Annotated in this window: 28 protein-coding genes; 17 read left to right on the top strand and 11 right to left on the bottom strand. The window is 61.1% G+C overall.

What is annotated here, in order from left to right; all coding sequences use genetic code 11:
* Positions 1 to 8 precede the first annotated feature (8 nt).
* Entirely contained in the window at positions 9 to 626 is a 618-nt protein-coding gene (locus GA0061103_RS21560; RefSeq protein WP_092714815.1) for a 2'-5' RNA ligase family protein, read from the top strand.
* Between the two features lie 9 nt (positions 627 to 635).
* Here GA0061103_RS21560 and GA0061103_RS21555 read toward each other — a convergent pair whose 3' ends face one another.
* A complete protein-coding gene (locus GA0061103_RS21555; RefSeq protein WP_092714813.1) occupies positions 636 to 2276 on the bottom strand; it encodes a SulP family inorganic anion transporter in 1641 nt (546 codons plus the stop codon).
* Positions 2277 to 2363: 87 nt separating this feature from the next.
* Entirely contained in the window at positions 2364 to 3245 is an 882-nt protein-coding gene (locus GA0061103_RS21550; RefSeq protein WP_092714811.1) for a LysR family transcriptional regulator, read from the bottom strand.
* 91 nt (positions 3246 to 3336) lie between these two features.
* Between GA0061103_RS21550 and GA0061103_RS21545 the strand changes: the two genes are divergently transcribed.
* From GA0061103_RS21545 to GA0061103_RS21535, 3 genes are all read left to right on the top strand, one after another.
* Positions 3337 to 4311 carry a quinone oxidoreductase family protein gene (locus tag GA0061103_RS21545; RefSeq protein ID WP_092715178.1) on the top strand — a complete coding sequence of 325 codons (975 nt, stop codon included), beginning with the start codon at positions 3337 to 3339 and terminating at the stop codon, positions 4309 to 4311.
* A 262-nt stretch (positions 4312 to 4573) separates the two neighbouring features.
* Positions 4574 to 5755, top strand: coding sequence for an MFS transporter (locus tag GA0061103_RS21540; protein ID WP_092715177.1), 1182 nt, complete (start codon positions 4574 to 4576; stop codon positions 5753 to 5755).
* A 115-nt stretch (positions 5756 to 5870) separates the two neighbouring features.
* Complete coding sequence (locus GA0061103_RS21535) at positions 5871 to 6932, top strand: M14 family zinc carboxypeptidase (RefSeq protein ID WP_092714810.1); 1062 nt, start codon at positions 5871 to 5873, stop codon at positions 6930 to 6932.
* Between the two features lie 6 nt (positions 6933 to 6938).
* Here the strand turns inward: GA0061103_RS21535 and GA0061103_RS35085 are convergent, their stop codons facing one another.
* Both GA0061103_RS35085 and GA0061103_RS21530 read right to left on the bottom strand, forming a co-directional pair.
* A complete protein-coding gene (locus GA0061103_RS35085; protein WP_167376626.1) occupies positions 6939 to 7091 on the bottom strand; it encodes a hypothetical protein in 153 nt (50 codons plus the stop codon).
* 131 nt (positions 7092 to 7222) lie between these two features.
* Positions 7223 to 7723, bottom strand: a complete 501-nt coding sequence (locus GA0061103_RS21530; RefSeq protein ID WP_245304839.1) for a MarR family winged helix-turn-helix transcriptional regulator — start codon at positions 7721 to 7723, stop codon at positions 7223 to 7225.
* 175 nt (positions 7724 to 7898) lie between these two features.
* Here GA0061103_RS21530 and GA0061103_RS21525 point away from each other — a divergent pair, with 175 nt between their 5' ends.
* From GA0061103_RS21525 to GA0061103_RS21505, 5 genes are all read left to right on the top strand, one after another.
* Positions 7899 to 8252: an ArsC family reductase gene (locus tag GA0061103_RS21525; protein ID WP_092714806.1), complete on the top strand. Its 354-nt coding sequence runs from the start codon at positions 7899 to 7901 to the stop codon at positions 8250 to 8252.
* Between the two features lie 48 nt (positions 8253 to 8300).
* On the top strand, positions 8301 to 8726 hold the full coding sequence (locus GA0061103_RS21520) for a putative toxin-antitoxin system toxin component, PIN family (protein WP_092714804.1): 426 nt from the start codon (positions 8301 to 8303) through the stop codon (positions 8724 to 8726).
* A gap of 1 nt (position 8727) precedes the next feature.
* Positions 8728 to 8955 (top strand): toxin-antitoxin system HicB family antitoxin, encoded by a 228-nt coding sequence (locus GA0061103_RS21515; protein WP_092714802.1) that lies wholly within the window; start codon positions 8728 to 8730, stop codon positions 8953 to 8955.
* A 27-nt stretch (positions 8956 to 8982) separates the two neighbouring features.
* Positions 8983 to 9456 carry a Cys-tRNA(Pro) deacylase gene (gene ybaK / locus GA0061103_RS21510; RefSeq protein ID WP_092714800.1) on the top strand — a complete coding sequence of 158 codons (474 nt, stop codon included), beginning with the start codon at positions 8983 to 8985 and terminating at the stop codon, positions 9454 to 9456.
* A 93-nt stretch (positions 9457 to 9549) separates the two neighbouring features.
* On the top strand, positions 9550 to 10803 hold the full coding sequence (locus GA0061103_RS21505) for an aminopeptidase (RefSeq protein ID WP_092714798.1): 1254 nt from the start codon (positions 9550 to 9552) through the stop codon (positions 10801 to 10803).
* A gap of 60 nt (positions 10804 to 10863) precedes the next feature.
* On the opposite strand, the gene GA0061103_RS21500 is transcribed toward GA0061103_RS21505, so the two are convergent.
* The 3 genes from GA0061103_RS21500 to xseA form a co-directional block, all read right to left on the bottom strand.
* A complete protein-coding gene (locus GA0061103_RS21500; protein ID WP_092714796.1) occupies positions 10864 to 11286 on the bottom strand; it encodes a VOC family protein in 423 nt (140 codons plus the stop codon).
* A gap of 217 nt (positions 11287 to 11503) precedes the next feature.
* Positions 11504 to 12094 (bottom strand): NAD(P)H-dependent oxidoreductase, encoded by a 591-nt coding sequence (locus GA0061103_RS21495; RefSeq protein WP_092714794.1) that lies wholly within the window; start codon positions 12092 to 12094, stop codon positions 11504 to 11506.
* A complete protein-coding gene (xseA, locus tag GA0061103_RS21490) occupies positions 12094 to 13710 on the bottom strand; it encodes an exodeoxyribonuclease VII large subunit (RefSeq protein WP_092714792.1) in 1617 nt (538 codons plus the stop codon). The genes GA0061103_RS21495 and xseA overlap by 1 nt, the downstream gene beginning before the upstream one ends.
* Before the next feature lie 237 nt (positions 13711 to 13947).
* Here xseA and GA0061103_RS21485 point away from each other — a divergent pair, with 237 nt between their 5' ends.
* Positions 13948 to 14175 (top strand): homogentisate export protein, encoded by a 228-nt coding sequence (locus GA0061103_RS21485; protein ID WP_092714790.1) that lies wholly within the window; start codon positions 13948 to 13950, stop codon positions 14173 to 14175.
* An 89-nt stretch (positions 14176 to 14264) separates the two neighbouring features.
* On the opposite strand, the gene GA0061103_RS21480 is transcribed toward GA0061103_RS21485, so the two are convergent.
* Complete coding sequence (locus tag GA0061103_RS21480) at positions 14265 to 16103, bottom strand: hypothetical protein (RefSeq protein WP_092715175.1); 1839 nt, start codon at positions 16101 to 16103, stop codon at positions 14265 to 14267.
* A 237-nt stretch (positions 16104 to 16340) separates the two neighbouring features.
* Between GA0061103_RS21480 and GA0061103_RS21475 the strand changes: the two genes are divergently transcribed.
* On the top strand, positions 16341 to 17354 hold the full coding sequence (locus GA0061103_RS21475) for a glycosyltransferase (protein WP_092714788.1): 1014 nt from the start codon (positions 16341 to 16343) through the stop codon (positions 17352 to 17354).
* Positions 17351 to 17737, top strand: a complete 387-nt coding sequence (locus GA0061103_RS21470; protein WP_092714786.1) for a GtrA family protein — start codon at positions 17351 to 17353, stop codon at positions 17735 to 17737. The genes GA0061103_RS21475 and GA0061103_RS21470 overlap by 4 nt, the downstream gene beginning before the upstream one ends.
* A gap of 66 nt (positions 17738 to 17803) precedes the next feature.
* On the opposite strand, the gene GA0061103_RS21465 is transcribed toward GA0061103_RS21470, so the two are convergent.
* Positions 17804 to 18790 (bottom strand): Gfo/Idh/MocA family protein, encoded by a 987-nt coding sequence (locus GA0061103_RS21465; RefSeq protein WP_092714784.1) that lies wholly within the window; start codon positions 18788 to 18790, stop codon positions 17804 to 17806.
* Between the two features lie 317 nt (positions 18791 to 19107).
* Between GA0061103_RS21465 and GA0061103_RS21460 the strand changes: the two genes are divergently transcribed.
* The 4 genes from GA0061103_RS21460 (at position 19108) to GA0061103_RS21445 (ending at position 22185) form a co-directional block, all read left to right on the top strand.
* A complete protein-coding gene (locus tag GA0061103_RS21460; RefSeq protein WP_092714783.1) occupies positions 19108 to 19677 on the top strand; it encodes an isochorismatase family protein in 570 nt (189 codons plus the stop codon).
* Complete coding sequence (locus GA0061103_RS21455; protein WP_092714781.1) at positions 19674 to 20672, top strand: GlxA family transcriptional regulator; 999 nt, start codon at positions 19674 to 19676, stop codon at positions 20670 to 20672. Before GA0061103_RS21460 ends, GA0061103_RS21455 begins: the two co-directional genes overlap by 4 nt.
* Before the next feature lie 104 nt (positions 20673 to 20776).
* Complete coding sequence (locus GA0061103_RS21450; RefSeq protein WP_092714779.1) at positions 20777 to 21727, top strand: aldo/keto reductase; 951 nt, start codon at positions 20777 to 20779, stop codon at positions 21725 to 21727.
* 14 nt (positions 21728 to 21741) lie between these two features.
* Positions 21742 to 22185, top strand: a complete 444-nt coding sequence (locus tag GA0061103_RS21445; protein WP_092714777.1) for a GNAT family N-acetyltransferase — start codon at positions 21742 to 21744, stop codon at positions 22183 to 22185.
* Here GA0061103_RS21445 and GA0061103_RS21440 read toward each other — a convergent pair.
* On the bottom strand, positions 22175 to 22792 hold the full coding sequence (locus tag GA0061103_RS21440) for a hypothetical protein (RefSeq protein WP_092714775.1): 618 nt from the start codon (positions 22790 to 22792) through the stop codon (positions 22175 to 22177). The two genes, GA0061103_RS21445 and GA0061103_RS21440, sit on opposite strands and share 11 nt — an antisense overlap.
* A gap of 114 nt (positions 22793 to 22906) precedes the next feature.
* Positions 22907 to 23800, bottom strand: a complete 894-nt coding sequence (locus GA0061103_RS21435) for a LysR family transcriptional regulator (protein ID WP_092714773.1) — start codon at positions 23798 to 23800, stop codon at positions 22907 to 22909.
* 128 nt (positions 23801 to 23928) lie between these two features.
* On the opposite strand from GA0061103_RS21435, the gene GA0061103_RS21430 reads away from it, so the two are divergent.
* Positions 23929 to 24924, top strand: coding sequence for an aldo/keto reductase (locus GA0061103_RS21430; protein WP_092714771.1), 996 nt, complete (start codon positions 23929 to 23931; stop codon positions 24922 to 24924).
* Positions 24925 to 25154: the final 230 nt, after the last annotated feature.

Below are 25154 nucleotides of genomic sequence, written 5' to 3'. Positions count from 1 at the left end.
GCAAACCCATGAAGAATAATGGGCAGCTTTCGCTCTATCTCGCAGGCGGATCACACACGCGGACACCGCCGCCAATCGATCAACGGCCTGTCAACGAGTTCTATTTCGCACTCCTGCCCGATGCGGCGATCGCCACGTACAGCCATGAGCTGGCTGGAAATTTTCGCAGGCAGTACCGTTTTTCCACGAAGCCGCGTCGGGCCGATCTCTTTCATGTGACGCTCTACCCGATCGGCTCGTTTCGCTGCCTGCCCGAGGACGTGGCATTTGCGGCGATGGAAGCTGCGTCGAGGGTGAGGAAACCGCCCTTTCCCGTCGTCTTCGATCGGGCTGTCAGCTTCGGCAACGGCAACAACCGTCCGCTTGTCCTATGGAACAAGGACGGCAATGCAGAACTGAAGGCGCTTCATCGGGAACTGGCCGATGCCATACGGCTCACGGGCATCGCGCCAACTAAGGAAAAGCCCGTCGAGCCGCATATGACGCTGCTCTATCAAGGACACCTCGTTCCCGACATCATGCTCGAGGAACCTGTGAGTTGGACCGCCAGGGACTTCGTCCTCATTAACAGCCTGCAGGGAGAGGCCAAGCACGATCATCTGTGCTATTGGACTTTGCATGATTGAGCGGCCTCTTCACGCCATCGGCTGCTTCTGATCCGCCATCACTGCCGTCACCGCATCATCGACGCTGAAGCTGCAGCGCTTGTCGACCTCCGCAACACCGGCGACCGTCATGAGATCGCGAACACGGTCATGCACACGGGCAAACTGCACGCGGAGACCGGCTCGCTGCATCGCGCTGTCGAACTCCATCAAGGCGTCCATCGCCGTGCTGTCGATATCGGAGCTTTCTTCCAGGCTGAGAATGGCTGCCTGCAACCCGGCTTCACTGCGGCTGCCGGACAATATCTCGCCGAAGATCGTATCGGCATTGCCGAAAAACAGGGTTTCGCCGGGGCGCCAGATGGCAATGCCCGGTATCTCGGACGCATCGTCATGCCTGCTGACATCGACGAAGTCATGGCTGTTGTTGAGCCGCCCCAAACGGGCGACATGCGGCGAGGCCAGGCGATGCATCATGGCGGCAAGCGAGAGCGCGATCGCCAGCAGCATGCCGTTGAGGACGCCGAAGGCGAGCACGCCGACAGCAGCACCCACTGCCACGTAGAAATCGCGATGCAGGCGGCGCAGACGCAGGATGGGACTGGGATCGAGCGCGTGCGTAAGAGCCGCGATCACGACGGCGGCGAGCACCGGCTCAGGCAGAAGCGCAACGAGCGGCCCGGCACAGGCAATCAGGATCGCCAGGCCGATCGCGGCAAAGATGGTGGTCGCCCGCGTCTTCGCGCCAGCCGCCTCGCTGGCGAAGCCGGCGGAAAAACCGGCGCCGACCGGCATGCCCTGAACGACGGCGCTGGCGAGATTGGCAGCACCCAGCGCGCCAAGCTCGCGATTGACCTCCAGCGTTTCGCCATAACGCAGCGCCAAGGCCCGCATCGTGCCCCAGGATTCGGCAAAGAGGATGAGGACAAGAGGCACGGTGAACTGCACCAGCCGCGAATAGGCGGTCCAGTCGGCGTCCGGCAGCGACGGCCATTGCGGCAGGATCTCGATCGGGCCGACCAGTTTGACGCCATGACCTTCCAGGCCGAACAGATAGGAGGCGAAGATGCCTGCGACGAGCACGAGGAAAGCGCCGGGAATGCCCGGCAATCGCTTCAAGAGCAGCAATGCCGCCAGCGCGACGATGCCGAATATGACGCTGATCGGATTCCACTGCAGAATAGCGCCGAAGAGTGCTGTCGCGTAGGTCAGGATATTCGAGCCCTGCACCGGTACGCCGACGAGGATCGGCAGCTGATGCAGGATGATGGTGATCGCCAGCCCGAGCGCAAAGCCGCGCAGGACCGGCCGCGAGATGAAACCGGTGATGCCGCCAAGGCGCAATGCGCCGGCGATGACGAAGAGAATGCCGGCGAGCGCCACGGCAACCGTGGCAAGCCCCGCCTTGATCGTGGCATCGCCCGGCACCACCGCCAAGGTGGCGGCGAGAATGGCTGCGGACGAGGATGTGGGAGAGACGATGGCAAAGCGGCTGCGGCCGAATATCGCATAGACAAGACATCCGGCGATGCCGGCGAGGATCGCACGATGCGGCGGCAGGCCGGCAATGCCTGCGTAAGCGACCGCTTCCGGCAGCATCAGTCCGGCAACCGATATGCCCGCGACCAGATCCGCCCTGTCCACCACGAACCAACTGCCCAGCTTCGTCATCGATCACCGACCATAGGGATGGCGCATCCATTTATGGATAGAGATTCGCGGCGAAGCTGCAACAAGAAAATATGACCCTGAGTTGCCCTACGTCCCCGCGCTTACGTCATCCCGGATAGGACAGCTTTGGCCGATCACATCGCAGACAAAATCCATGACGGCGCGGACAGCCGGTAAACGGCGCAAATCCGGATAAGTCACTAGCCAAAGGTCTCGCGTAGGGGACGGAACCGCTACCGGAAGGCGCGTCAGAGCGGGTTCGCTATCCCCCAGGAAAGTGGGAAGCACGAGAACGCCAATGCCGGCGCGCGCAGCTTCGAGCTGCCCGAAGATATCGGCGGCGCGGAATACGATTGGCCGGCCGGCCAGCAGACCGCGCAACCAGGTCTCCCGTGTCAGATGCTCAAGGGCTGCATCATAGCCGATAAAGACCCAGTCTTCTTCGGGCATCTGCGCAAAGGATGGGACGGCGTAAAGACCGAAGCGCATCACGCCGATGCGCCGAACCAGCAGATCGTTCTCCTCCGGCCTCGTCGTTCTCACAGCAATATCCGTCTCGCCGTAATCGATCGCAGCACGGCGCGAGACACCGGCGACGGTCAAGGTAATGTCCGGATGGTCCATGCGAAACAGCGCGGCTTTCGGGGCGAGAAGATGAGCGGCGACCGATGGTGGCGCACTGATCTTGACCGCTGCGGAAAGCCCGGCGACGGCACTTTTCGAATAGCGCCGGATCGCCTCGACATTTTCATCGATACGTCCCACCAGTTCGGCAATGGCGCGGCCGTCCGCCGTCAAAGGCGAGGTACGCGGCCGCCGGTCGATGAGGCGCAGATCGAGCGAGCGCTCCAGCGCGGCAATGCGCCGGCCAACCGTTGCGTGATCGACTCCGAGCTCCCGCGCCGCCGCAGACAGCGAGCCGGTTCGTGCCAGGGCGGCGAAATGGTGAAGGTCCTGCCAGTCTATCATCGGTGCATTATTGCACAGGTATGGTGAGTTCATACCGAATTTATTCAAGCCGGGCTTTATGGTCAAAGATCTCCTGAAAGGAGACTTCCGCATGCCCCTAGCGATTGCCATTACCGGCCCTGGCGGACCCGAGGCCATGAAAGCCATCGAACTCCCTGCCACTGAGCCGGGCCTGGGCCAAGCCCGCATCCGCCAGAGCATTTCCGGCGTCAATTTCGTCGATATCTATGTCCGTTCCGGACTTTATCCGCTGCCGCCAGGGCAAAGCGTGCTCGGCTTCGAGGGCGCCGGTGTCGTCGACGCGGTCGGCCCCGAAGTCGCAGGATTGAAGGTTGGCGACCGCGTCGCCTATATCGGCCATCCGCTTGGCAGCTATGCCGAGGTGCGCACGCTTTCAGCCACCCGACTGGTGAAACTGCCCGAAGGCGTCAGCGAACGCGTTGCCGGCAGCACGATGCTGCGCGGATTGACGGCACAAATGGTACTGCAAAAGGTCTATCCCGTGAAAGCAGGCGAATGGGTGCTGGTGCATGCTGGCGCCGGCGGTCTCGGCCAGCTCGTGACGCGCCTTGCCAAGCGGATTGGCGCAAACGTCATCGCCACGGTCGGCTCCGAAGCCAAAGCGGGCTTCGCCTATGAGGCAGGCGCCGACGCGGTTCTTCTGCACACATCCGAGGATTGGGTGGAGGAAACGCGCTGCATTGCCGATCGTCGCGGCGTGCATCTCGCCGTCGATGGGATCGGCGGCACCATGCTGTCGCAGACCCTTGCCGCCGTACGCCCCTTCGGCATGGTCGCAAGTCTCGGCCAGGCAGGCGGCCCCATTCCACCGATCCAGATCGAGGAACTGACCGCGCCCCGCGCGATCGGCCTGTCGCGCCCGAGCGTGTTGACCTATGCCAGCGATCCGGAGCTCTACCGCCAGGGCGCCGCCGCGTTGATGGCTGCGCTGCAGGCAGGCCTCGTCAATCCGATCGGCGCCGAATACGCGCTCAAGGACGCAGCCCAGGCCCATGCCGACCTTGAGGCGGGCAGAACCACGGCCAGTGTCGTCTTGACAATGTGATAACCTGTGAGCGGAGCCTCCCGGCAGGGCTCCACTCATTGCGATGGGGTGTTTTAGCTTCGACGCACAATCCATTCATCCCGTCAATGGCTTTTGCTGCAAGGCAGCAATTCGTTGACCATGCCTGCTCCTGCCTGATACCGGTTGCATATGGCGGCGCACGGCTCTCAGGCCGCCGCCGTCATGGCTATCCGATACGAAAACCCGATCCTTCGTGGCAAACAGCATGGACACCGCTGCCGGTGCCCGCAGGCGATATCCCGTGAACACTGCTTCCCAGACCATCCGGTCCACTTCGACCCTGTCTCTCATCTCGATCGTCGCGCTGACATTCTTCGGCTACCTTGCCATCGGCCTGCCGCTTGCGGTTCTGCCGACTTATGTCGACAGCAGCCTCGGCTTCGGCGTCGTCTGGGCCGGCATCGCCGTCAGCACGCAATATGTGGCGACCATCGTCAGCCGGGCGCATGTCGGGCGGCTCTGTGATCAGTATGGGCCACGCCGCTCGGTCTTCCTGGGCTTCCTTGCCTATGGTTTGTCTGGCGCACTCACCATCGCCTCCACCTTTACGATCCAGGTCCCGGCAGCAAGCCTTGCTCTTCTGCTTGCGGGCCGGCTGGCGCTCGGCATCGGCGAGAGCTGGGTGAGCACGGCGGCGATCACCTGGGCGATCGGCCTGATGGGATCACGCGAGACCGTTCGCATTATCTCCTGGAATGGCATCGCCACCTATGGCGGTATAGCGCTCGCCGCGCCGTTCGGCGCCTGGCTGCAGGGGCAATACGGCTTCTTCGCCATCGGCGTCGTCACCATCATCCTCGCGGTTGCCGGCTTCACGCTGGCGCAAACGCGGCCCCCGGTTCCGGGCGTGAAGGAAAAGGGCATCGGTACCGGCCAGGTGCTGAGCCGCGTTGCACCGTACGGCGTCGCGCTGGCGCTCGCCTCGAGCGGCTTCGGCGTCGTCATGGCCTTCGTCGCGCTATTCTTCCATAGCCGCAACTGGGACGGCGCCTCCTTCGCGCTCAGCGCCTTCGGCCTTGCCTTCATGGGCGTGCGCCTGGGTCTTGCGCAGGCTGTCGCCCGCTTCGGCGGCCTGCCGCTGGTGCGCATTTCGCTTGTCATCGAAATCATCGGCCTCGCCGCACTCGCCTTTGCACCCTCACCAACGGTTGCCATCATCGGCGCGGCTCTCGCCGGCGCGGGCTTCGCGCCCGTCTTCCCGGCACTCGGCAACGAGGCCATGGAGCGTATCCCTCCGCAGAACCGCGGCGTTGCGCTGGGGCTCTACTCGATCTTTCTCGATGTATCGCTCGGCTCGACCGGCCCGATCGCCGGCCTGTTCGCCGATCACCTCGGCTATGCCGCGCCCTTCTCCTTCGGCGTCGGTGCGGTGCTGCTCAGCCTGATCCTGAGCTTCTGCCTGCGCAGGAACGGCAGCCGCTAGAGCCGTTCAGGCTGCCCTTCCCGATCCGCATGCCGTCGTCAGGCGACAAATGGTTGCGGCCTGCAGCCAAGGCTTGATATGGGTCTGCGATGATCACAAAGCAGGAGGCCCACATATGAACATCACCGAAATCGTCATCGAAGGCGATACTCCGGGGATCGCATGGCGGCTGCCCGTTCTGCATTTTGCCGGCAGCAAGCCCGATGCGCCGAAGATCTACATTCAGGCCGCTTTGCATGCCGGCGAGCTGCCGGGCACGGCGCTGGTGCATTTTCTCTGCGAGCGGCTTCGAAAAGCGGAAGCCGAAGGCGCCATTCTGAGCGATATCGTCGTCGTCCCGCACGCGAACCCGATCGGCGCGGCGCAATCGCATTTCGGCGAGATGCAGGGCCGCTTCGATCTCGGATCGCGCACCAACTTCAACCGCGACTTTCCACTGATCTCGCTGCGTGACCGCGATCTTTTGATCGAAAATCTGGAACGCTACCCCGCCGTCGACCGGCTGAAGCGTCAGCTGATCCATATGGCGCTCGGTGCCGATCTGGTGATCGACCTCCATTGCGATGACGAATCCCTGCAATATGCCTATATCGACGAGGCATTCTGGCCGGAGGCTTCCGATCTTGCGGCAGCGCTTGACATGGATGCCGTGCTGCTCTCCGACGGCGAAAGCTCGGCCTTCGAGGAGGCCGTCAGCTTCGCCTGGAAATATGAAGTGCCGGGGGAAAAGAAGGCGAGGCTGCCGGGCAAGCTTTCGGTGACGGTGGAATTACGCGGCACGCGCGACGTCTATCCCGAAATGGCAAAGAACGATGCCGAAGGGCTCTGGCGCTTCCTCGCCGTGCGCGGTGCGGTACGGGACGACGGTGTCGCGCCTGGCATCTTTAGCGGACCGGCCGTGCCGCTCGACAATGTCGAGATGATCCGTGCGCCACAGGCAGGCACCGTGCTTTTCCATCGCAATATCGGCGAACGGATCGAAGAAGGCGACCTGCTGGCGACCATTATCACTGCGCCCGGCATGGTGGACGGCATGATCGATGTCCGCGCGCCGCAGGCGGGCCTGATCGTCACTCGCGTCTCGGACCGGCTGGTGCGCCGACGCGGCGATCTGATGAAGATCGGCTCGGACAGACCAAGCTCCGTCGCCCGCAAGCCGGGTACGCTGGAAGATTGATTTCCTTTAGCGGCGATCGATCACCTTGCAGCGCATGGTGAAGGCGATCGCCGCTGATACCCTGAGAAGAATGCCGAAGCGACCGATATGATGCAGCGCGCTCGCAAGAGCCGCGCGATGGCTATCCATTAGCCGGATAATAATTGAACGGTTTCCCATCACGATCATGCCTCCGATCGAATTGATGCAGGCAATGTTCAGATTATCGAAGGTGGCAGTTATTGCTCTTCGAAGTATATGTATGTAGTGTGCATATATTTGATGAAAATGTCAAGGCTCCTATCCTGAAGTTATGTCATGAAGGCAATCGGGCAGCGATCCTGGTCGCAAACGCCTTGATCGCAAACACGGCAGACCACATCCTGGTCATCACCAAGATCGACCAATGCCGGCAGCAGCTTTTCGATGAGACGACCGAACTGCGCTGTCTCCTCCCGTCCCAGCACGCCAAAAGCCCGATGGATAACGGCCCGGCGGGCGGCAAGGCTCCTGTCAAAGAGCTGGCGGCCTTTCTCCGTCAATTGCAGTGACCGGGCGCGCTTATCTCCCTCGACACCACCTGCACGCAGCACGAGATCGGACGTCACCAGCTGATCGACGAGGCGCACGGTGGCGGAATGGGAAAGCGCGATCATTCGGCGCAAGGTCTCGATCGTCAGGCCGGGCTCGGTGCCGATCTGAACGATGGCGGCAATGGCGCTCGGTCCAAGGCCGGTTTCAGCGACAAAAGCCTTTTCCATCTTATCCACCAGAGCAAGGCTCATGGCGCCAAGGAGGTTTTCCAGTCGCATTATTTCCTTGTCCGTCGCCATGCTCCAACCCGCACGATAAATATGCATGCTGCATATTTACAGGATTATCGCCGGTAACTGCAACGGATGAGAGAACCGCTTCTCCATCTGGCCGGCTTTCATCCGCCTTTATTCGCATGCTATGCGCTACCGGACAGCAAGAGACGGATTCGCCATGACGATCACCATTTACGGCATCAAGAACTGCGACACGATGAAGAAGGCCCGCACCTGGCTCGAAGGCCATGGCATTGCCTATGACTTTCACGACTACAAGGCCGTCGGCATCGATCGGGATCATCTGGAACGCTGGACGAAGGACGCCGGCTGGGAAGTCGTGCTCAACCGCGCCGGCACGACTTTCAAGGCCCTGCCAGAAGCCGATCGCACCGATCTTTCGAAGGACAAGGCCATTCAGCTGATGATGGCGCAGCCTTCGATGATCAAGCGCCCCGTGCTGGAAGCGGACGGCAAACTGCTCATCGGCTTCAAGCCGGATATTTATGCGGCCGCGTTCGGCAAGGCTTGATCAGCCACCACACTTTGAATTTGATAGCATATATGCTATCAAATTCGCATGAAGGTTGTCATTGACACGAACATTTTCGTTTCTGCGATCATGAACGCCGATGGTGCGCCGCGACAGGTGATCCGCCTCTGTCTCGAAGGGCGCCTGGCTCCACTGATCAGCAACGCGTTGTTTGCCGAATACGAGGATGTTTGCGGAAGGGATGCCCTTTTCGACAATCGATTCATCTCAAGAGAAGATCGCTCCACACTCCTCGATGCATTCCTTTCAAGCTGCTTGTGGATTCCCATATATTACCTATGGCGTCCAAACTTGCACGACCAAGGAGACAATCATTTGATCGAACTGGCGGTCGGTGGCGGCGCTTCGGCGTTGATAACGGCAAACAAAAAAGATTTCGCCCAAGCGGAATTGCTATTTCCGCAGCTGAACATTCATACAGCAGGTGAATTTCTTATTCAGAGGAAGCTTTGACATGAGCACGCTGACAATTCGTCTTCCAAACGACCAGCATGAACGGCTGAAGGCTCTTGCCGCCTCTCGCGGGACAAGCCTCAACAAGCTTTTCGAAGAACTGACCACAAAAGCACTCACGGAATTCGATGCAGAGACACGGTTTCGGCTCAGGGCAGCCAAGGGCGACAAAGCTCGTGGTCTGGACATTCTTGAAAAGCTTGATCGCGTTCATTCCCAACGCGGATAAAGCCGCACGCCTGGAAATATTGCTCCCATGTCCAAAACCACCCGCGCCACGCAAGTGCTGACCCAGGCGAAAGTCGCCTTCACCGTGCATGCCTATGACTATGATCCGAATGCGGAGCGTGTCGGCCTGCAGGCGGCGGAGGCACTGGGCGAGGAGCCGCATCGTGTATTGAAGACCTTGATGGCCGAGGTGGATGGCAAGCCGGTCTGCGTTGTCGTGCCCTCGGATCACGAAGTCAGCATGAAGAAGCTCGCCGCTGCCTTCGGCGGCAAATCGGCTGCCATGATGAAGCCCGTCGATGCCGAGCGCCTGACGGGCTATCATGTCGGCGGCATCAGCCCCTTCGGCCAGAAGAAGATCGTGCCGACGGCGATCGAAGCACAGGCGATGACCGAAGCCTATGTCTATATCAATGGCGGCCAGCGCGGCCTGCAGGTGCGGTTGAGCCCACAGGACGCTTTGGCCGCGCTCAAGGCCAAGGCCGCGCCGCTGATTGCTTGACCTTCCCCAAGATCGGACAAACCGCCTTCAATTTCGCCGCAAACAGGTCTAAGTCTTCTGACCATCTTCGAAAGCAAGCAAGCAGGTTTTGTCATGACATCAGCCTCCCCCAACCATCATCCCGTCGATCACGCCAAGCTGGAAAAGCTTGCGGAAGTGGCCGTAAAGGTCGGGTTACAGCTGCAGGCCGGCCAGGATCTGCTGATGACGGCGCCGGTCGCGGCGATGCCGCTGGTGCGGCTGATCACGCGCGAGGCCTACAAGGCCGGCGCAGGACTCGTCTCCACCTTCTATTCAGACGAAGAGACGACGCTTGCCCGTTACGAATACGGGCATGATGCCAGCTTCGACCGCGCCGCAAACTGGCTCTACGAGGGCATGGCCAAGGCCTTCTCCAGCAACACGGCGCGCCTCGCCATCGCCGGCGACAACCCGATGTTGCTCTCCAACCAGGACCCGAACAAGGTGGCGCGCGCCAACCGCGCCAATTCGGCAGCCTACAAGCCGGCACTCGAAAAGATCTCGAATTTCGACACCAACTGGAACATCGTTTCCTACCCGAACCCGTCCTGGGCAAAGCTGGTCTTCCCGAACGATCCGGAAGCGATCGCAGTCGCAAAGCTCGCCAAGGCGATCTTCTCGGCTTCGCGCGTCGATGTCGAAGATCCGATCGCGGCCTGGGCAGAGCATAATGCCAATCTGCACAAGCGTTCGGCCTGGATGAACGGCCAGCGCTTTTCCGCCCTGCATTTCCAGGGACCGGGCACCGACCTGACGGTTGGCCTCGCCGACGGCCACGAATGGCATGGCGGCGCCTCCACAGCGAAGAACGGCATCACCTGCAACCCGAACATTCCGACGGAAGAGGTCTTCACCACGCCGCATGCGCTGCGCGTCGAAGGACATGTCTCCTCCACCAAGCCGCTCTCGCATCAGGGCACGCTGATCGACAATATCCAGGTACGCTTCGAAGACGGCCGGATCATCGAGGCCAAGGCGACGCGCGGCGAGGAAGTACTGAACAAGGTGCTCGACACCGACGAAGGCGCCCGCCGGCTTGGCGAAGTGGCGTTGGTGCCGCATTCCTCGCCGATTTCGGCGAGCGGCATCCTGTTCTACAACACGCTGTTCGACGAAAACGCCTCCTGCCACATCGCGCTCGGCCAGTGCTATTCCAAGTGCTTCATCGACGGCGCCAAGCTCAGCCAGGAGCAGATCAAGGCGCAGGGCGGCAATTCCAGCCTGATCCACATCGACTGGATGATCGGCTCCGACAAGGTCGATGTCGACGGCATCAATGCGGACGGCTCGCGCGTGCCGGTGCTGCGCAAGGGCGAATGGGCGTAAGCCGGATTTGACGGCAATCTCAGCGTAGGGAAAGCGGGCCACGAGCCCGCTTTCCTGCATTTAGATGCCGAACGTCACCAGGCCGTTTTCATCGATCGGCCAGAAGGGATTCCAGGCGATTTCCCAGGCGTGATCGTCTGGATCGGCGACATAGCCGCGAAAGCCGCCATGCGGCGGCGCATCGGCCTTGCGCAGCATGTGCCCGCCTGCCTGGATCAATTGATCCATGACGACATCGACCTCCTCACGGCTGGCGACATTATGCGCCAGCGAAAAGGCGCCCGGTGACTTCAGGCCGGATCGGCCCATATCCTCCTCCAGCGACGGGAGCCTGAAGGTGCCGAGGACGAAGCCGTTCATTTGGTAGAAAATGATCTCGTCGTTCTCGAAGACGGGTGTCCAGCCAAAGCCTTCCACATAGAAGCGCCTGGAGCGATCGAGATCGAGAACACCGATGGTGATGACGGAAATCTGCTGCTGCATAACCAAGTCCTTTCGTTCGCCCGCGAGATTGCGAGGCGCTCAAGGTCTTGGGCCGCTACCGAAGTAGTGGAAGGACCCGCACTTAGCGGGGGTTGGGCCAACCGCACCAACCTAACCTGTTTCAGACAGAGCAAGCTTCTCAGATTTGGAAAGCCGACGCAAGATGGGCGCGACAGACAGTGCCGATAGGCATGGCTTCAACATGCCCAAGCGTAGGTCAGATACTTGCCAAGGCTTTCCTGACACGGTCGAGATGCGCCTTGCGTCCGGCATCGGTGACACGGTCCATGTCATGCAGCGCCAGCATACGGAAATTCAATCGCTTGGCGCAGAAGGCGGCGATGCCGCGCTTCAGCAGCCGCCGCACCGGATTGCCCATGTAGAGATGGACGATCCACCAAGGCGAGCCCGTCGTCGTCAGCGCCCAGAACAGGCGGATATTGGTGAGCTTCGGCACGATGCGTCCGCCGGCAGCATCGTGGATGAAGGCAACACCGGGCGCGAAGGCGCGATCGAAGAAACCCTTGAGGATGGCCGGGAAATTGAACCACCACTGCGGAAAAACCAGGATCAGGCCCTCGGCCGCCTGCAGCCGCGCGACGATGGCGTCGACGCCTGACACATCATAGGGCTGGTCGAAATAGCCGCGCCGCTCCGCCTCCGACAGACGCGGATCGAAACCCTCGCGATAGAGATCGAGCAGATCGACCTCGTGGCCGCCGGCGACAAGCGTCTCCTGCGCAAGCTTCGCCACGGCGGCGGCGAAACTATCCTCGAGTGGATGGGCCAGCACCAACAGAATGCGCATCAGAAGAGACTTCCCTGCTTCGGTGGGGTGGCAGGGGCTGCCGGCTTGCTAGCGCGCTTCTTCGAAGGCGCGGTAGCTGAGGGTGGCGCGGTCGGCGATGGCGATATCCCGCCCTCGCTGGTGACCGCACCAACACGGCCATCCGCAAACTCGATCGAGATGGCGGCACCGGTCGAAAGCGCCGCTGCCAGCGAAACGGGACGATCGTCTTCGTCGCGCACGACGGCATAGCCGCGCTTCAGCACGTTCTTGTAGGAGAGCGACTGCAGGATGCGCTCCTGCGCCGTAAGTTCGCTGCGTGCCCGGGTCAGCTGATGGCGGATGGCGGTATCGGCGTGTCGCACGAGATTGCCGAGACGGTCGCGCGCGCGGCCGGTCTGCGCCTCGAGGCGCGAGGGTAGCGTGGCGAAGACGGCATCGGCCCGTTCGATACGCGCGCGAGAACGGTCGAGCATGCGCTCGATGGTCCGCTCCGCACGGGTGATCCGCTCGCTCAACTGCTGGCGGCGCTCGGCGATCCGGTTCGACAGGATATCCGGCCGCAGCTGCGAGGCCGGGCGTTCGAAGGAACGGCGCTTGTTCAGCGTGTTCAGCTCCAGGCCGCGGCCGAGACCGGCGGCTGCCTCATCGAAGCGGCGGCGCGGCAAAGCGAGAATCTGATCGAGCGACGGCAGAGCGCGTAGCAGCGCCCGCACCACCTGCCTGCGTTGGTCCATCTGCCTGCTCACTCCGCCCTGCAAGCGAGCGGCGAGGCTTGCAAGCTGCGCTTCCAGCTCGGCTTTGACCGGCACGGCCATTTCCGCCGCACCCGTCGGTGTCGGAGCGCGCATGTCGGCGGCATAGTCGATCAAGGTCCAATCGGTCTCGTGGCCGACGGCCGAAATCAGCGGAATGTCGCTCGCTGCAGCGGCGCGGACGACGGCCTCGTCGTTAAAACTCCAGAGATCTTCCAGGCTGCCGCCGCCGCGCGCGACGATCAGCACGTCCGGACGTGGGATCGGGCCGCCGGGGACAAATTCGTTGAAACCGCGAATGGCGTTCGCCACCTCATCGCCGGAGCCATCCCCCTGTACCTTCACCGGCCATACCAGCACGTGCACCGGAAAACGATCGGAGATGCGGTGCAGGATATCGCGGATGACGGCGCCCGTCGGCGAGGTGACCACACCGATCACCTTGGGCATGAAGGGAAGCCTGCGCTTGCGCTCGGGATCGAACAGGCCTTCGGCACCCAGCTTGCGCTTGCGTTCCTCCAACAGCGCCATCAGGGCGCCCGCGCCGGCGGGTTCCAGGGTTTCGATGACGATCTGATATTTCGAGGAGCCGGGGAAGGTCGTCACCTTGCCGGTCGCGATCACTTCCATCCCCTCCTCGGGTCGGAATTTCAGCTTGGAAAATGTGCCCTTCCAGATCACGGCATCGATGCGCGCCCGGTCATCCTTCAGCGAGAAATAGGCATGGCCCGAGGAATGCGGGCCGCGATAGCCGGAGATTTCCCCGCGCACGCGCACCTGATCGAATTCATTTTCGACCGTGCGCTTGATCGATCCCGACAGTTCCGAGACGGAGTATTCCGTCAGGTTCGAAGGCGAATCATTCTCAAAAAAGCTGCTCATGTGCTCCTTCTACCCGATGTCGCGGCAAATGCGGAGCCTGATGCATACCGCTTAAGTCTGAATCGATCGAGGGAACGGATTGTGCGCATACTTTCCGTGCCTCCGCCTCCTTGCATGTCCCATAAAGGGCGCGGAGCCTATTGCTTCATCAAGCGTTAACCCTGCTGGCAAAGCATTTCTTAGCCATCCATGCGTAAACCTGTGCAAACTGATTCTTGGTAAAGAGGACATGGAGCGATGATATTCGCGACCGCCACGATCATCGGAATAGCCGCCGGCTTGCAGCGCTCGACGATCGCCGCGCTGCTCGGCGTGGCACTCGTGAGCATCGCTTTCATGGTCGCCGTCGCCACATCGATCGTTCCGCCGCCGCTGACGACGCTGTTCATCGCGCTCGGCGGCTACAATCTCGGCTTCATCGGCTATCTCGTCACCGCCGACATGGTGGAGCATCGCCGCGCCTAAAAGCAACGTCAGGAAGGATTTGGCGATTTCCCTGAAATTGTGTGACTCGGAGCAGTTCAAAAACCCGGCAGGAGCTGAAATGCTCCAACTCAATTCTGCGGCTTGAACCGGAAGAACTGCACACCCGATGCCGCCGACGCCGCAATGGGCTCCAGATAAACGGGTACACGCCCGGCGCTTAGCTGCGCATAAAATCCCTTGGGCGCCCGCTCGCTCATGATTTCCACTTGCGGATCATCTTTGCAGAAAGCGACAATCGTCACCTTAGCCTCACGCAAAAGCACCTCGGCCTGTTTCGGCTCCGCAAGACCGATATGCAGCTCGGCCAGCATCCCGTTGGGATCGCGATGATAGGGGCCAGAGAGGGTACGATGGGGCGTGAAGCGCAAAATCGGCGCCCCCATGTTTGAGGCGGCCGCGACGACCCCAGGTTCGAGCCCAGCAATCGGCGCCAGGGCCTCCTTGGAGGCACAATTGGAGGTCTCCTCCGCTTTGGCCGGGGTCGCGACCATAAAGCCGTTGACAATCCCCTTGTTCGCAAGCGCACCGCCCACGGCCCAAACCGCCGGAACGGAAGCCAATAGCGTCGCTGCATAAAGCAGAACGGAGCGAAGATTTCTCGTATCGGCCATGTAGCTTTTGCGCAGTTCGGCGATCACCAATGCCAATGGCGGTATGGCCAGGAGATTGGCGAATTCTGCGCCGCGCACCTGCACCAGCGTAATCATCCAATTGATCGCGATCAGAGCCACCAGCATTGCATGGAGGCTCGCGCGATTGCCCCGCAAAATACGAACCGCGCAAATGAGCATCGCCAGGAGACCCGTCGCATAGAAGGCGCCGAGCGTATCGGGCTGTCGATGGGCCACGGAGATGATCGATTGTGCCTCGGTCACCCTGCTGAGCCAGAGATCCACCAGCATGGGGTCCAGATCGGCAAGCGGATTGCGCAGACATTGCGGCGCAAGGGCGACGGTCGTCGCAAACACGAATGCGCCGTTGACCGCGAGAATTGCAATGCGCCAGGGCCGGGAGAGACGGCTGCCAAAGAGAGACGACAGGAGAAGCCCGACGCAGCCGGCGCTGGTGATGCCATAAAAGCCCAACGAAAGATTGTCGCAGGTGACCATGGAATAGAAGCGCGGCGGCACCAGCGAAAAGAAGGCGGCGCTGACGGCAACCGTCAGCGTCAGGGCAAAGGCTTTCGCGGCAGGTGCGAAGACTTCGCCTTTCCAGGCCCATAAACAGGCAACCGACACGCAGGCGACGGCGACAAAGGGTGTCGTCTCCGCGCCGATACCGAGCTGGATGGCAAGCGCAACGGCGGCAATCGCGAAATTGTGAGGCCTGTAGCTTTCGTCGACCAGCATGGCGACGGCAAGGGCAACGAGGCCAAGCTGAACATTGTCGTGATCGATGGATCCCGGCACGAAACGCGGCGAAAGCAGCACGAAGAATGCTGTCAGGATCAGTGAAAAATGCATGCCTTGCGGACCGGCGATGCGCCTGCCTGCAAGACCCATGAAGAACATCAGCGGCAGGACGAGCATTAGCGGCCAGACGGTCAGTGCCGCCGCCTCGGCGCCTTCGGGTGAAAAGAACATCCGGAAGAAGAGGATAAGGCTTGCGATCGGCAGATCGATGAAGCGCGACCAATGCATCAGCGTCCCGCCCTCAAGGCCGAGGCGGTACTGCATCATGTCGAACCAGCCCTGGCCAGCGAGAAAATCGCGCACTTCGACAAGACGCATGGCGTCGTCATTATCCGGGCCGACATAGTCCGTGAGGTTACGATGAATGATGAGCTGCGCGACGATGACGACGACGGCGTAGACGAACGCAACGAGAGCAGGATGAGACCAGCGCAGAAGCGCCTTCTTCTCTGCCGTTCCGGCTGCCTCGGGCGGCAATGCCAGCGTCTGCACCATCTCGATAAACCCCATGTTGGAAGGATAGTCGGGGATACGCTAGCGGCTGCCGATCAAAAAAAAGTAAAGCCTATGCCCGTTGCCACTTTCATCACGATAATGTTTTTCGCAGCGCCGATATCCCGCCATTTTTGTTTCGCAGCCATAGGGTCTTATTAACAGCCAACGGGATAAGCTCTCGTCCGGATCGTCAATCGGGCCTCAACTTGACTTCACGCGTAGCAACCGGCCAAGACCATGTGGAATGAGAAGCTGAACATCGCCGTCCTCCTGCCCTGCTACAATGAAGCCGCAACGATCGGCGAGGTCGTATGCGGTTTCCGGAAGGCGCTGCCGCAGGCCGCGATCTATGTCTACGACAATAATTCGACCGACGGCACAGCACTGCATGCCATGCTTGCCGGTGCGACCGTCGTGCGCGAGCGCCGGCAGGGCAAGGGACATGTGGTACGCCGCATGTTCGCCGATATCGAAGCCGACATTTATCTGATGGCCGATGGCGACGGCACCTATGCGCCCGAAGACGGGGAAGAGCTGATCCGCACGCTGCTGACCGAGGGATCCGACATGGTCGTCGGTACGCGGCGCAACGTGCATAACGATGCCGGCCGCCAGGGTCATGCCTTCGGCAACCGCATTTTCAACTGGCTCTATCGCACCATCTTCGGTGCCGATTTCACCGATATCTTCTCCGGCTACCGCGCCTTCTCGCACCGCTTCGTCAAGAGCTTCCCGGCCGTTTCGGGCGGCTTCGAAATCGAGACCGAGATGTCGGTGCATGCTTCCAGGCTGAAGCTGCCCGTCAGCGAGCTGGAGCTCGATTACGGCCGGCGGCCGGAAGGCTCGCACTCGAAGCTTTCCACCTTCCGCGACGGCTGGAAAATCCTCTGGATGTTCGCCATGCTGATGAAGGAAACGCGGCCTTTCGCCTTCTTCGGCATCCTGAGCGCCGTTGCCATGGAGCTCAGCATTGGCTTCTCCATCCCGGTTTTCATCGAGTATTTCGAAACCGGACAGGTATTGCGCATGCCGACCTGGGTGCTTTCCGTAGCGTTGACGATGATCGCCTTCATGCTGTTCACGGCCGGTATCATCCTCGATTCCATGGCGCGCGCCCGCGCCGAACAGTTGCGCATCCACTATATGAGCCTGCCGAAACCGTCCTCGCGTGACAGCGGCGATGACCGGACCGTTTACATGACGCAGCTCGAAAAACCAGCAAGCCGGAAGAGAAGGGCCAAGGCCGCATGAAGAAGCTGTTTCGCTTCCTGATCGCCGGTAGCATCGGCTTCGTCGTCGATGCGGGCGTCCTGCATCTCTTGCTGTGGTTCACGCCCGTCGGCCCCTTCATCGGCCGCGCCATCTCGATCCCGAGCGCACTGCTTGCTACCTGGGTGCTCAACCGCAACTTCACCTTCGGCCGATCCAACCGCTCGCTGGCGGCGGAGGGCTTCCGCTACGGTTCGGTCGGCTTGACCTCGGCCCTGCTGAATTATGCTCTGTTCAGCTCGCTGCTGATGACCGAACCGTCACTGCGGCCGATCATCGCGCTGACGCTTGCATCGGCGGCAGCGACTGCGTTCAGCTTCTTCGGCTATTCGCGCTTCGTCTTCCGCCACCGGCAAAATTCCTGAAGCAATTCCAGGAAAAGTGTGCAGCGGTTTTCCGTCCGGAATTGCGTCAGAAAATAAGGAACGCCCTCAGACCGGCTCCCAACCATCCTTCTCGCTGGCGCGGTAGATGGCGTCGATGACCTTCTGGTTGAGCTTCGAGCTTTCCAGCGACACGATTTCCGTGCCCTCCCCGAGTGCTGCGGATGCGAAGGCCTCCGCCTCGCGCTTGTACTGGCGGCTGTCGGGGAAGCGAAAGATCTGCGATTCCGAATGGCCGCGATTGGTCAGTTCCAGCTCTTCCGCGCCGTAACGATCGGCATTGAAGGGCGACTTCACCTCGATGAATCCTTCCGTGCCATGGAAGACCATGACCTGGCGGTTGGCCATCTGCGTCGAGATATAGAAGGTCAGTTCGAAATCGCCGAAGTCTGCCTTGACGCTGGAGTAGATGTCCGTGCCGAATTCCGGATCGCGCTCGGTGACGGCCTGAATGCGCAGAGGCTCGCGGCCGGTGACGAAACGGGTGCTGATTGTCGGGTAGACGCCGATATCGGGCAGACCGCCGCCGCCAAGCGCGGGAATATTGCGCATATTGCCGGCATCGCGGTTGAAATAGGTGAAGGCGCCCTGGATGTGGCGCAGGCGGCCGATGGCGCCATCGGCGAGCAGCGAGCGAACCTTGCGCCAGACCGGCGCATAGGTGACCATATAGGCTTCCGTCACCAGCACCTTGTTGCGATCGCGAGCCGCAATCAGGCTGTCGATCTCATCTGCCTTGAGCGCGATCGGCTTTTCGCACAGCACGTGCTTGCCGGCATCGGCAGCCTTGATCGTCCACTCGACATGCTGCGAGGTCGGCAGCGGAATGTAGACGGCATCGATGGTGTCGGAGGCGAGCATTTCCTCATAGGAACCGAAGGCGTGCGGCACGGAGAAGCGGTCTGCCATCTGCCGGGCGCGATCGAGGTCACGGCTGGCGATCGCCGTCACGACGCAGTTTTCCGCATCCTGAATGGCGGGGACGACCAGATCGCGGCCGATTTTGGCCGTCGACAGAATTCCGAAACGCAGCATGCTCTCTCTCCTGAAGCATCGTCCCGAAACAGACGGCCGCATGGCGATGATCGCAACATGGCCTTTCCGGCGGGATCCTTTGTGAACACGGTGGGGTAAAGCGAAACAGGACATTCCGCTCTGAACGAAATCGACGCCAACCTTATTCGGCCCTTGACGAAGGCGCAACGCCCGAGACGGCCTGCAGGCGCGAACCGGAGGGCATAAGGACCATCACATCATGTCCGTATTTGTCCCCTTTCTGTCTGCCAGATGGCTTTCGAAGCTTTCAAGCGACGCCTACTGTCGGCTATCCTTCAAGCACAGGAGATACGAAAATGTCCCATGCGGATACCGCACTGCTCGTCATCGACGTTCAGGAATCCTTTCGCCAGCGTCCCTACTGGCGAACGGACGACCTGCCGGTCTTTACCGCCCGCCTGCAGGCGCTGATCGATGGAGCCAAGGCGAAAGGCATTCCCGTCGTCCAGATTTTCCATGTTGAGGATAACGACGCACATTTCAGCCTGAAGAGCGGCTATGTACGCAAGCTCGATGAGATCTCGCTGGAGGCCGATGCCGTCTTCCACAAGCGCCGCCACTCAGCACTCGTCGGCTCCGGTCTCGATGTCTGGCTAGTGGCAAACGGCATCCGCAAGGTGATCGTTTCGGGCATCCGCACCGAACAATGCTGCGAGACAACAACACGGCACGCGTCCGATCTCGGCTATGAAGTCGACTACGTCACCGAGGCGACGCTGACCTTTCCGATGACGCATGCCTCGGGCACCGTCTTCAGTGCCGACGATATCAAGAAGCGCAGCGAGCTGGTGCTATCGGGCCGTTTCGCCCGCATCGCAACCGTCGAAGAGGCACTTGCCGACGCATCAATCCGGAGTGCCGCATGACCCAAAGCGACCGGCGCCTCCATCGGCGGATCATTCCCGTCTACGTCCTCCTGCCGCCCTATACGCTGCTGATGGACGTGGCCGGGCCGGTAGAGGTGTTGCGCCGCGCCAATATCGAACAGGGCGACGTCCTGTTCGATTATCAGTTCATCGCCGCCCAGCCGTCGCAGACGACCTCGGTCGGGCTGATGCTTGCCGATCTCAGGCCATTGCCCGATCTCATTCCGGATGACGCCTATGTCATCCTGTCCGGCAGCGTCACGCCGCCCGACGATGCCGAGGATGTCGAGCCGGAGCTCGCCACGCTCGCGGCGTGGCTGAAAGGCGCGATCCGTCCAGGCATCACCCTCGTCACCATCTGCTCGGGAGCCGTGCTCGCAGCCCGCGCCGGCCTGATGGACGGCTATGCCTGCACCTCCCATGCCGCCTGCCTCGACGACATCAGGCACTATGCCCCGACAGCCAGGGTTCTCGACAACCGGCTTTATGTCGAGGACCGGGACCGCTATTCGAGCGCCGGCATCACGACAGGCACTGACCTGATGCTGCACCTCGCCTCCAAGCTGACCTCGCCGGTGACGGCGCTGACGATCGCCCGGCATATGGTCGTCTATATGCGCAGGACCGGCGCCGAGCCGCAGCTCTCGCCCTGGCTCAGCGGGCGCAACCATGTCCACCCCGCCATTCATCGCGTTCAGGATGCGATCATGGCCGATCCGGCGCATGGCTGGTCGCTTTCCGAGCTTGCCGGCATCGGCGCCATGAGCGCACGGCATATTTCGCGGCTGTTCCAAGAGCATGCCGGCCTGTCGGTGACGGCCTATATCAATCTGATGCGTGTGACGCTGGCGCGTGACGTGCTCGCCAATTCACGACTGGACATGGAGCGCGTGGCGGAAAAATCCGGCTTCGCCTCGCCGCGGCATATGCGGCGCGTCTGGTCGAAATACAACACGCTGCCGCCCAGCCACTATCGGCGCTCGACGGCGGAATAAAGAAATTGTGTGTGGTCTTCGCCGCGAAAGGCCGATAGCCTGCCTTGTCCCTTCCTCCGGCGTCCGCTCGCCGGTTTACCTTTCAAATGACCTGGAGAAACAGCATGGACACGCGCAAGCTTGGACGAACAGACCTGTTTGTCGCCCCGATCGTTTTCGGCGGCAACGTCTTCGGCTGGACCGCCGACGAGAAAACCTCCTATGCACTGCTCGACGCCTTCTTCGATGCCGGCTTCAACACGATCGACACGGCCGATGTCTATTCCCGCTGGGTTCCCGGCAACAAGGGCGGCGATTCCGAGGAGATCATCGGCAAATGGCTAAAGCAGGGCCGCGTTTCGCGCGACAAGGCTGTCATCATCACCAAGGTCGGATCGGAGATGGGTCCGGGCAAGAAGGGCCTCAAGGCCGATTATATCATCGAGGCGGCGGAAGCCTCGCTGAAGCGGCTGCAGACCGATCACATCGACCTTTATCTTTCGCACTGGCCGGACCCCGAGACGCCGCATGAGGAATCGCTTGCCGCCTATGCCAAGCTGAAGGAACAGGGCAAGATCCGCCATGTCGGCTGCTCGAACCTCGATGCGACGCAGCTTCAGGCATCGTTCGATGCTGCCGAAAAGGCTGGCCTGCCGCGCTATGACGTGCTGCAGCCCGAATATAACCTCTATGCCCGCGACAGTTTCGAAGGTCCGCTTGCGGATCTCTGCGTCAGGGAAGACATCGGCGTCATCACTTATTTCAGCCTCGCCGCCGGCTTCCTGACCGGCAAGTATCGCACCAAGGCGGATACCGAGGGACGGGCACGCGAGGGACGGGTTTCCGCCTATCTCGACGACAAGGGCCTGCGCATCCTCGCAGCACTCGACAAGGTCGCGGCCGAAACCGGCGCGAAGCCGGCCGAGATCGCGCTTGCCTGGCTGCTGCGCAAGCGCGGCGTCACCGCTCCGATCGCCAGCGCCACTAGTCTCAGCCAGCTCGACGCGCTCATCAATTCGGCGAAGCTCTCGCTTTCCGATGACGCCATGCGGCTACTCGACGAAGCCGGTAAGTAAGCGGAGGCTGGCCGATGACCGTGACGATCCGAGACGCGAGACCCGACGACGAAGCCCGTTGGCGCACGCTTTGGGATGGCTATCTGGCCTTCTACGGCGTTACCGTCGCCCCCGACATCACCGATGCGACATGGCGCCGGGTCTTCGATCCGGCGTCGGCGATCTTCATGCGCGTAGCCGAGGTCGATGATGAGGTGAAAGGCTTTACCCTCAGCCTCACACATGAGGGCACCTGGGTCCGTGCGCCCGACTGCTATCTGGAAGACCTGTTCGTCGATGAAAGCGCCAGAGGCCACGGTGTCGGCCGGGCGCTGCTCGACGATCTCGTGGCGCTCTGCAAGACGAACGGCTGGGCGCGGCTCTATTGGCACACGGAAGAAGGCAATGCGACGGCCCGCAAGCTCTACGATACCTACGTCAAGAGCGACGAGCATATTCGCTACCGCATCAGCTTCTGAGCTTCGGAAAGCCGTCGTAATAAGCTGAATGATCGCCCTCCCAGTTGGCCATGCCCGGCTTAGTCAGCATGCCGCGCGGGCTGACAAAGCTCTGGATGGTCCGCTTGGGCCGCTCATGCCACTGGATGTTGAAAGCCCAGAGCTTTGGGAAGAAGCAGAGCGACGCATAGGGCAGATGATCGTGAATCCACCAGGCGAGCTTCTGCCAATCGCCTTCATGGCTGTGATGATCGATCAGCCAGGGGACGACGATGCAGACGGCCGAGCCCATGCAGCCGTCGAGATCGCGCATATCCCAGATGTGGTGCGCGGCGGTGTGAGGATTGGTCGAGCAGTTCAGCCCATGCTTGTTGCCGAAAGCGTTGACCTCGGGCGAGCGATAGCCGGAACGGATATGTAGCCGGCCAAATGTCGCCTCCAGCGGTTCCAGCAATTCCTCGCAAAGCCGGCGGCCCGACTCGATCGCCAGATCCGGGTCTTCCGGGATATTCGGGATGCGATAGAAATCCGCAATTTCCGAATGCAGGAAATCGCGAAAGAAGAAGTTCTTCGACAATCTCACGCGGCCGAGATCCTCCAGCCCCTTCATCGATCCCGGCTTTCTCATGGTCTCAACTCCTTCTTCGGTCCGTCCGACTAATGCAGACCAGATATCACATGGACGCCACCCGATTTCTGTCAGCAGTATCGATCATCGGCCATTAGCGGCGACGCCTGCTCGTTAAGGTCCTGTGTATTTGAAGAAATCGATGAAGGCCCGGAGCGCCGGGCGCATCTGGCGGCGGCTTGGATAGTAGATGCAGAAGCCGGGATAGGGCGGACACCAATCCTCGAGCACGCGAATGAGCTTGCCCTCGGCCAGTTCCTGCTGCACGCGGATGTCGAAGAGATAGGCAAGACCGGCACCGTTGACGGCGGCCAGAACTCCAAGCCGATCCTCGATCACGATCAGAGGGCCATCGACGGCAACGACCAGTTCGCGCCCATCCTTTTCGAACTCCCAGCGATAGAGCGAGCCATCGGTGAACCGGCGCTTGATGCAGCGGTGATGGACCAGATCGCGCGGATGATGCGGCTTGGGATTTTTCTCGAAATAGGCCGGCGAGCCGGCAATGACCGTGCGTATGTCAGGCGAGACCTTCACCGCGATCATATCCCCTTCGATGCTCTCCGCCAGCCGGATGCCGGCATCGTAACCTTCCTTGACGATATTGCTGAAGCCGTCTTCGTTGGCGATCTCAAGCGTGATGTCGGGATAGGTGTTGAGGAAATCGCCAAGCCGAGGTGCCATCAGGAGGTCAGAGGCAAAGCGTGGCGCGGTGATGCGCAGTGTTCCCGCAGGGCGGCCGCGGGTGGCAAGCGTATCCTCAAGCGCGATATCGATTTCCTCCAGGGCAGGCGCGAGCCTCTGGAGCAGTGCTTGGCCCTCCTCGGTCGGGAGCACGCTGCGTGTGGTACGGGCAAGCAGCCGCACGCCGAGGCTTTCCTCAAGACTGGAGACGGCGTGGCTGACCGCGGACGGCGCGATCGACAATTCCTTGCCGGCGGCACGGAAGCTGCGATGGGCGGCGACGGCGGCAAAAACCGCAAGCTGAGAGAGTTGTGTTCTGTTCATTGATCTAAATTATAGAACAACCTGTAAGGATTTGCATGGATTTTCATTCATTGTCCGGAATCCTAATTTGAGCATGTCGGCAGCGGAAATGACCGCCGCCGCTCCCATAAGTTCAAAAGGAATAGATCATGAAAACCCGCAGGCTTGGTAAGGATCTCACCGTTTCCGCCGTCGGACTCGGCTGCATGGGCATGAGCTTCGCCTATGGCCCGACGGACGAGGACGAATCCGTCAAAACGTTGCATCGCGCCGCCGATCTCGGTGTCACCTTTTTCGATACGGCCGAAACCTACGGCCCCTTTACCAACGAGGAATTGCTCGGCCGGGCACTCAAGCCTGTGCGCGACCGCGTTGTCATCGCCACCAAATTCGGCTTCAAGCTCGATCACACGAAATCGGGCCTCGCCGCCATGATCGGCGTCGATAGCCGGCCCGAGCATGTGAAGGAAGTCGCCGAAGCCTCGTTGAAGCGGCTTGGCACCGATGTCATCGACCTCTTCTATCAGCATCGCGTCGATCCGAATGTGCCGATCGAAGACACGGTCGGCGCCATGGCCGAGCTGGTAAGAGAGGGCAAGGTGCGCACGCTTGGCCTTTCCGAAGCAGGCTCCGCAACCATCCGCCGCGCTCATGCGGTGCATCCGATCGCTGCGGTGCAGAGCGAATACTCCCTTTGGAGCCGTGATCCTGAAGAAGGCGTGCTTGCCACCTGCCGTGAACTCGGCATCGGCTTCGTGCCCTACAGCCCGCTCGGCCGCGGCTTCCTGACGGGTGCGATCCGCCAGACGGGCGATCTCGCCGACGACGATTTCCGCCGTTCACTGCCACGCTTTCAGAGCGAGAATTTCGATGCCAATGCAGCCCTGGTCGCAAGACTTCAGGCTCTGGCCGCCGAAAAGGGCGTCACGGCCGCACAACTGGCGCTCGCATGGGTGCTGCATCAGGGCGACGACATCGTGCCGATCCCCGGCGCACGCAAGCTGCACCATCTCGAGCAGAACGCAGCAGCTGCCGACATCGTGCTTTCGGCGCAAGAGGTGACGGAACTCGGCGAGATCATCACGCCCGAGACCGTCATCGGGAAGCGGTATACGGATGCCGCATTGGCCATGACGAATATATGACAAATGGGCTGCTTTTGACGCTCAGACAAAGACACCGGCCGTTGAGGCCGGTGTCATTTTGAGACTGAAAAGAAAAGTGAAGCGCAACCGACGCGTCTCCGAACATGCGAATCGCCTGATTTGCAGCCTCTTTCAAGCGTCTAGACGAAACGTCATGGGCGTAAAGCGCATGCCGGCGCTCGACGCTCGGTTGACAAACGGGCCTGAAATTTGAAGATTGCCGCCATCAA

Origin of the sequence: Martinezella multihospitum, assembly GCF_900094585.1 — a bacterium.
Classification (GTDB): Bacteria; Pseudomonadota; Alphaproteobacteria; order Rhizobiales; family Rhizobiaceae; genus Rhizobium; species Rhizobium multihospitium.
The sequence above is the reverse complement of the archived record's forward strand: the minus strand, read 5'-3'. Positions and strand labels throughout refer to the sequence as shown.

Bases quoted from the DNA above. Each gene is read 5' to 3' on its own strand.
- GA0061103_RS21560 (WP_092714815.1), top strand. From the start codon at position 9: ATGAAGAATAATGGGCAGCTTTCGCTCTATCTCGCAGGCGGATCACAC.
- GA0061103_RS21555 (WP_092714813.1), bottom strand. From the start codon at position 2,276: ATGACGAAGCTGGGCAGTTGGTTCGTGGTGGACAGGGCGGATCTGGTC.
- GA0061103_RS21550 (WP_092714811.1), bottom strand. From the start codon at position 3,245: ATGATAGACTGGCAGGACCTTCACCATTTCGCCGCCCTGGCACGAACC.
- GA0061103_RS21545 (WP_092715178.1), top strand. From the start codon at position 3,337: ATGCCCCTAGCGATTGCCATTACCGGCCCTGGCGGACCCGAGGCCATG.
- GA0061103_RS21535 (WP_092714810.1), top strand. From the start codon at position 5,871: ATGAACATCACCGAAATCGTCATCGAAGGCGATACTCCGGGGATCGCA.
- GA0061103_RS35085 (WP_167376626.1), bottom strand. From the start codon at position 7,091: ATGGGAAACCGTTCAATTATTATCCGGCTAATGGATAGCCATCGCGCG.
- GA0061103_RS21530 (WP_245304839.1), bottom strand. From the start codon at position 7,723: ATGCGACTGGAAAACCTCCTTGGCGCCATGAGCCTTGCTCTGGTGGAT.
- GA0061103_RS21525 (WP_092714806.1), top strand. From the start codon at position 7,899: ATGACGATCACCATTTACGGCATCAAGAACTGCGACACGATGAAGAAG.
- GA0061103_RS21520 (WP_092714804.1), top strand. From the start codon at position 8,301: ATGAAGGTTGTCATTGACACGAACATTTTCGTTTCTGCGATCATGAAC.
- GA0061103_RS21515 (WP_092714802.1), top strand. From the start codon at position 8,728: ATGAGCACGCTGACAATTCGTCTTCCAAACGACCAGCATGAACGGCTG.
- ybaK (WP_092714800.1), top strand. From the start codon at position 8,983: ATGTCCAAAACCACCCGCGCCACGCAAGTGCTGACCCAGGCGAAAGTC.
- GA0061103_RS21505 (WP_092714798.1), top strand. From the start codon at position 9,550: ATGACATCAGCCTCCCCCAACCATCATCCCGTCGATCACGCCAAGCTG.
- GA0061103_RS21500 (WP_092714796.1), bottom strand. From the start codon at position 11,286: ATGCAGCAGCAGATTTCCGTCATCACCATCGGTGTTCTCGATCTCGAT.
- GA0061103_RS21495 (WP_092714794.1), bottom strand. From the start codon at position 12,094: ATGCGCATTCTGTTGGTGCTGGCCCATCCACTCGAGGATAGTTTCGCC.
- xseA (WP_092714792.1), bottom strand. From the start codon at position 13,710: ATGAGCAGCTTTTTTGAGAATGATTCGCCTTCGAACCTGACGGAATAC.
- GA0061103_RS21485 (WP_092714790.1), top strand. From the start codon at position 13,948: ATGATATTCGCGACCGCCACGATCATCGGAATAGCCGCCGGCTTGCAG.
- GA0061103_RS21480 (WP_092715175.1), bottom strand. From the start codon at position 16,103: ATGGTGCAGACGCTGGCATTGCCGCCCGAGGCAGCCGGAACGGCAGAG.
- GA0061103_RS21475 (WP_092714788.1), top strand. From the start codon at position 16,341: ATGTGGAATGAGAAGCTGAACATCGCCGTCCTCCTGCCCTGCTACAAT.
- GA0061103_RS21470 (WP_092714786.1), top strand. From the start codon at position 17,351: ATGAAGAAGCTGTTTCGCTTCCTGATCGCCGGTAGCATCGGCTTCGTC.
- GA0061103_RS21465 (WP_092714784.1), bottom strand. From the start codon at position 18,790: ATGCTGCGTTTCGGAATTCTGTCGACGGCCAAAATCGGCCGCGATCTG.
- GA0061103_RS21460 (WP_092714783.1), top strand. From the start codon at position 19,108: ATGTCCCATGCGGATACCGCACTGCTCGTCATCGACGTTCAGGAATCC.
- GA0061103_RS21455 (WP_092714781.1), top strand. From the start codon at position 19,674: ATGACCCAAAGCGACCGGCGCCTCCATCGGCGGATCATTCCCGTCTAC.
- GA0061103_RS21450 (WP_092714779.1), top strand. From the start codon at position 20,777: ATGGACACGCGCAAGCTTGGACGAACAGACCTGTTTGTCGCCCCGATC.
- GA0061103_RS21445 (WP_092714777.1), top strand. From the start codon at position 21,742: ATGACCGTGACGATCCGAGACGCGAGACCCGACGACGAAGCCCGTTGG.
- GA0061103_RS21440 (WP_092714775.1), bottom strand. From the start codon at position 22,792: ATGAGAAAGCCGGGATCGATGAAGGGGCTGGAGGATCTCGGCCGCGTG.
- GA0061103_RS21435 (WP_092714773.1), bottom strand. From the start codon at position 23,800: ATGAACAGAACACAACTCTCTCAGCTTGCGGTTTTTGCCGCCGTCGCC.
- GA0061103_RS21430 (WP_092714771.1), top strand. From the start codon at position 23,929: ATGAAAACCCGCAGGCTTGGTAAGGATCTCACCGTTTCCGCCGTCGGA.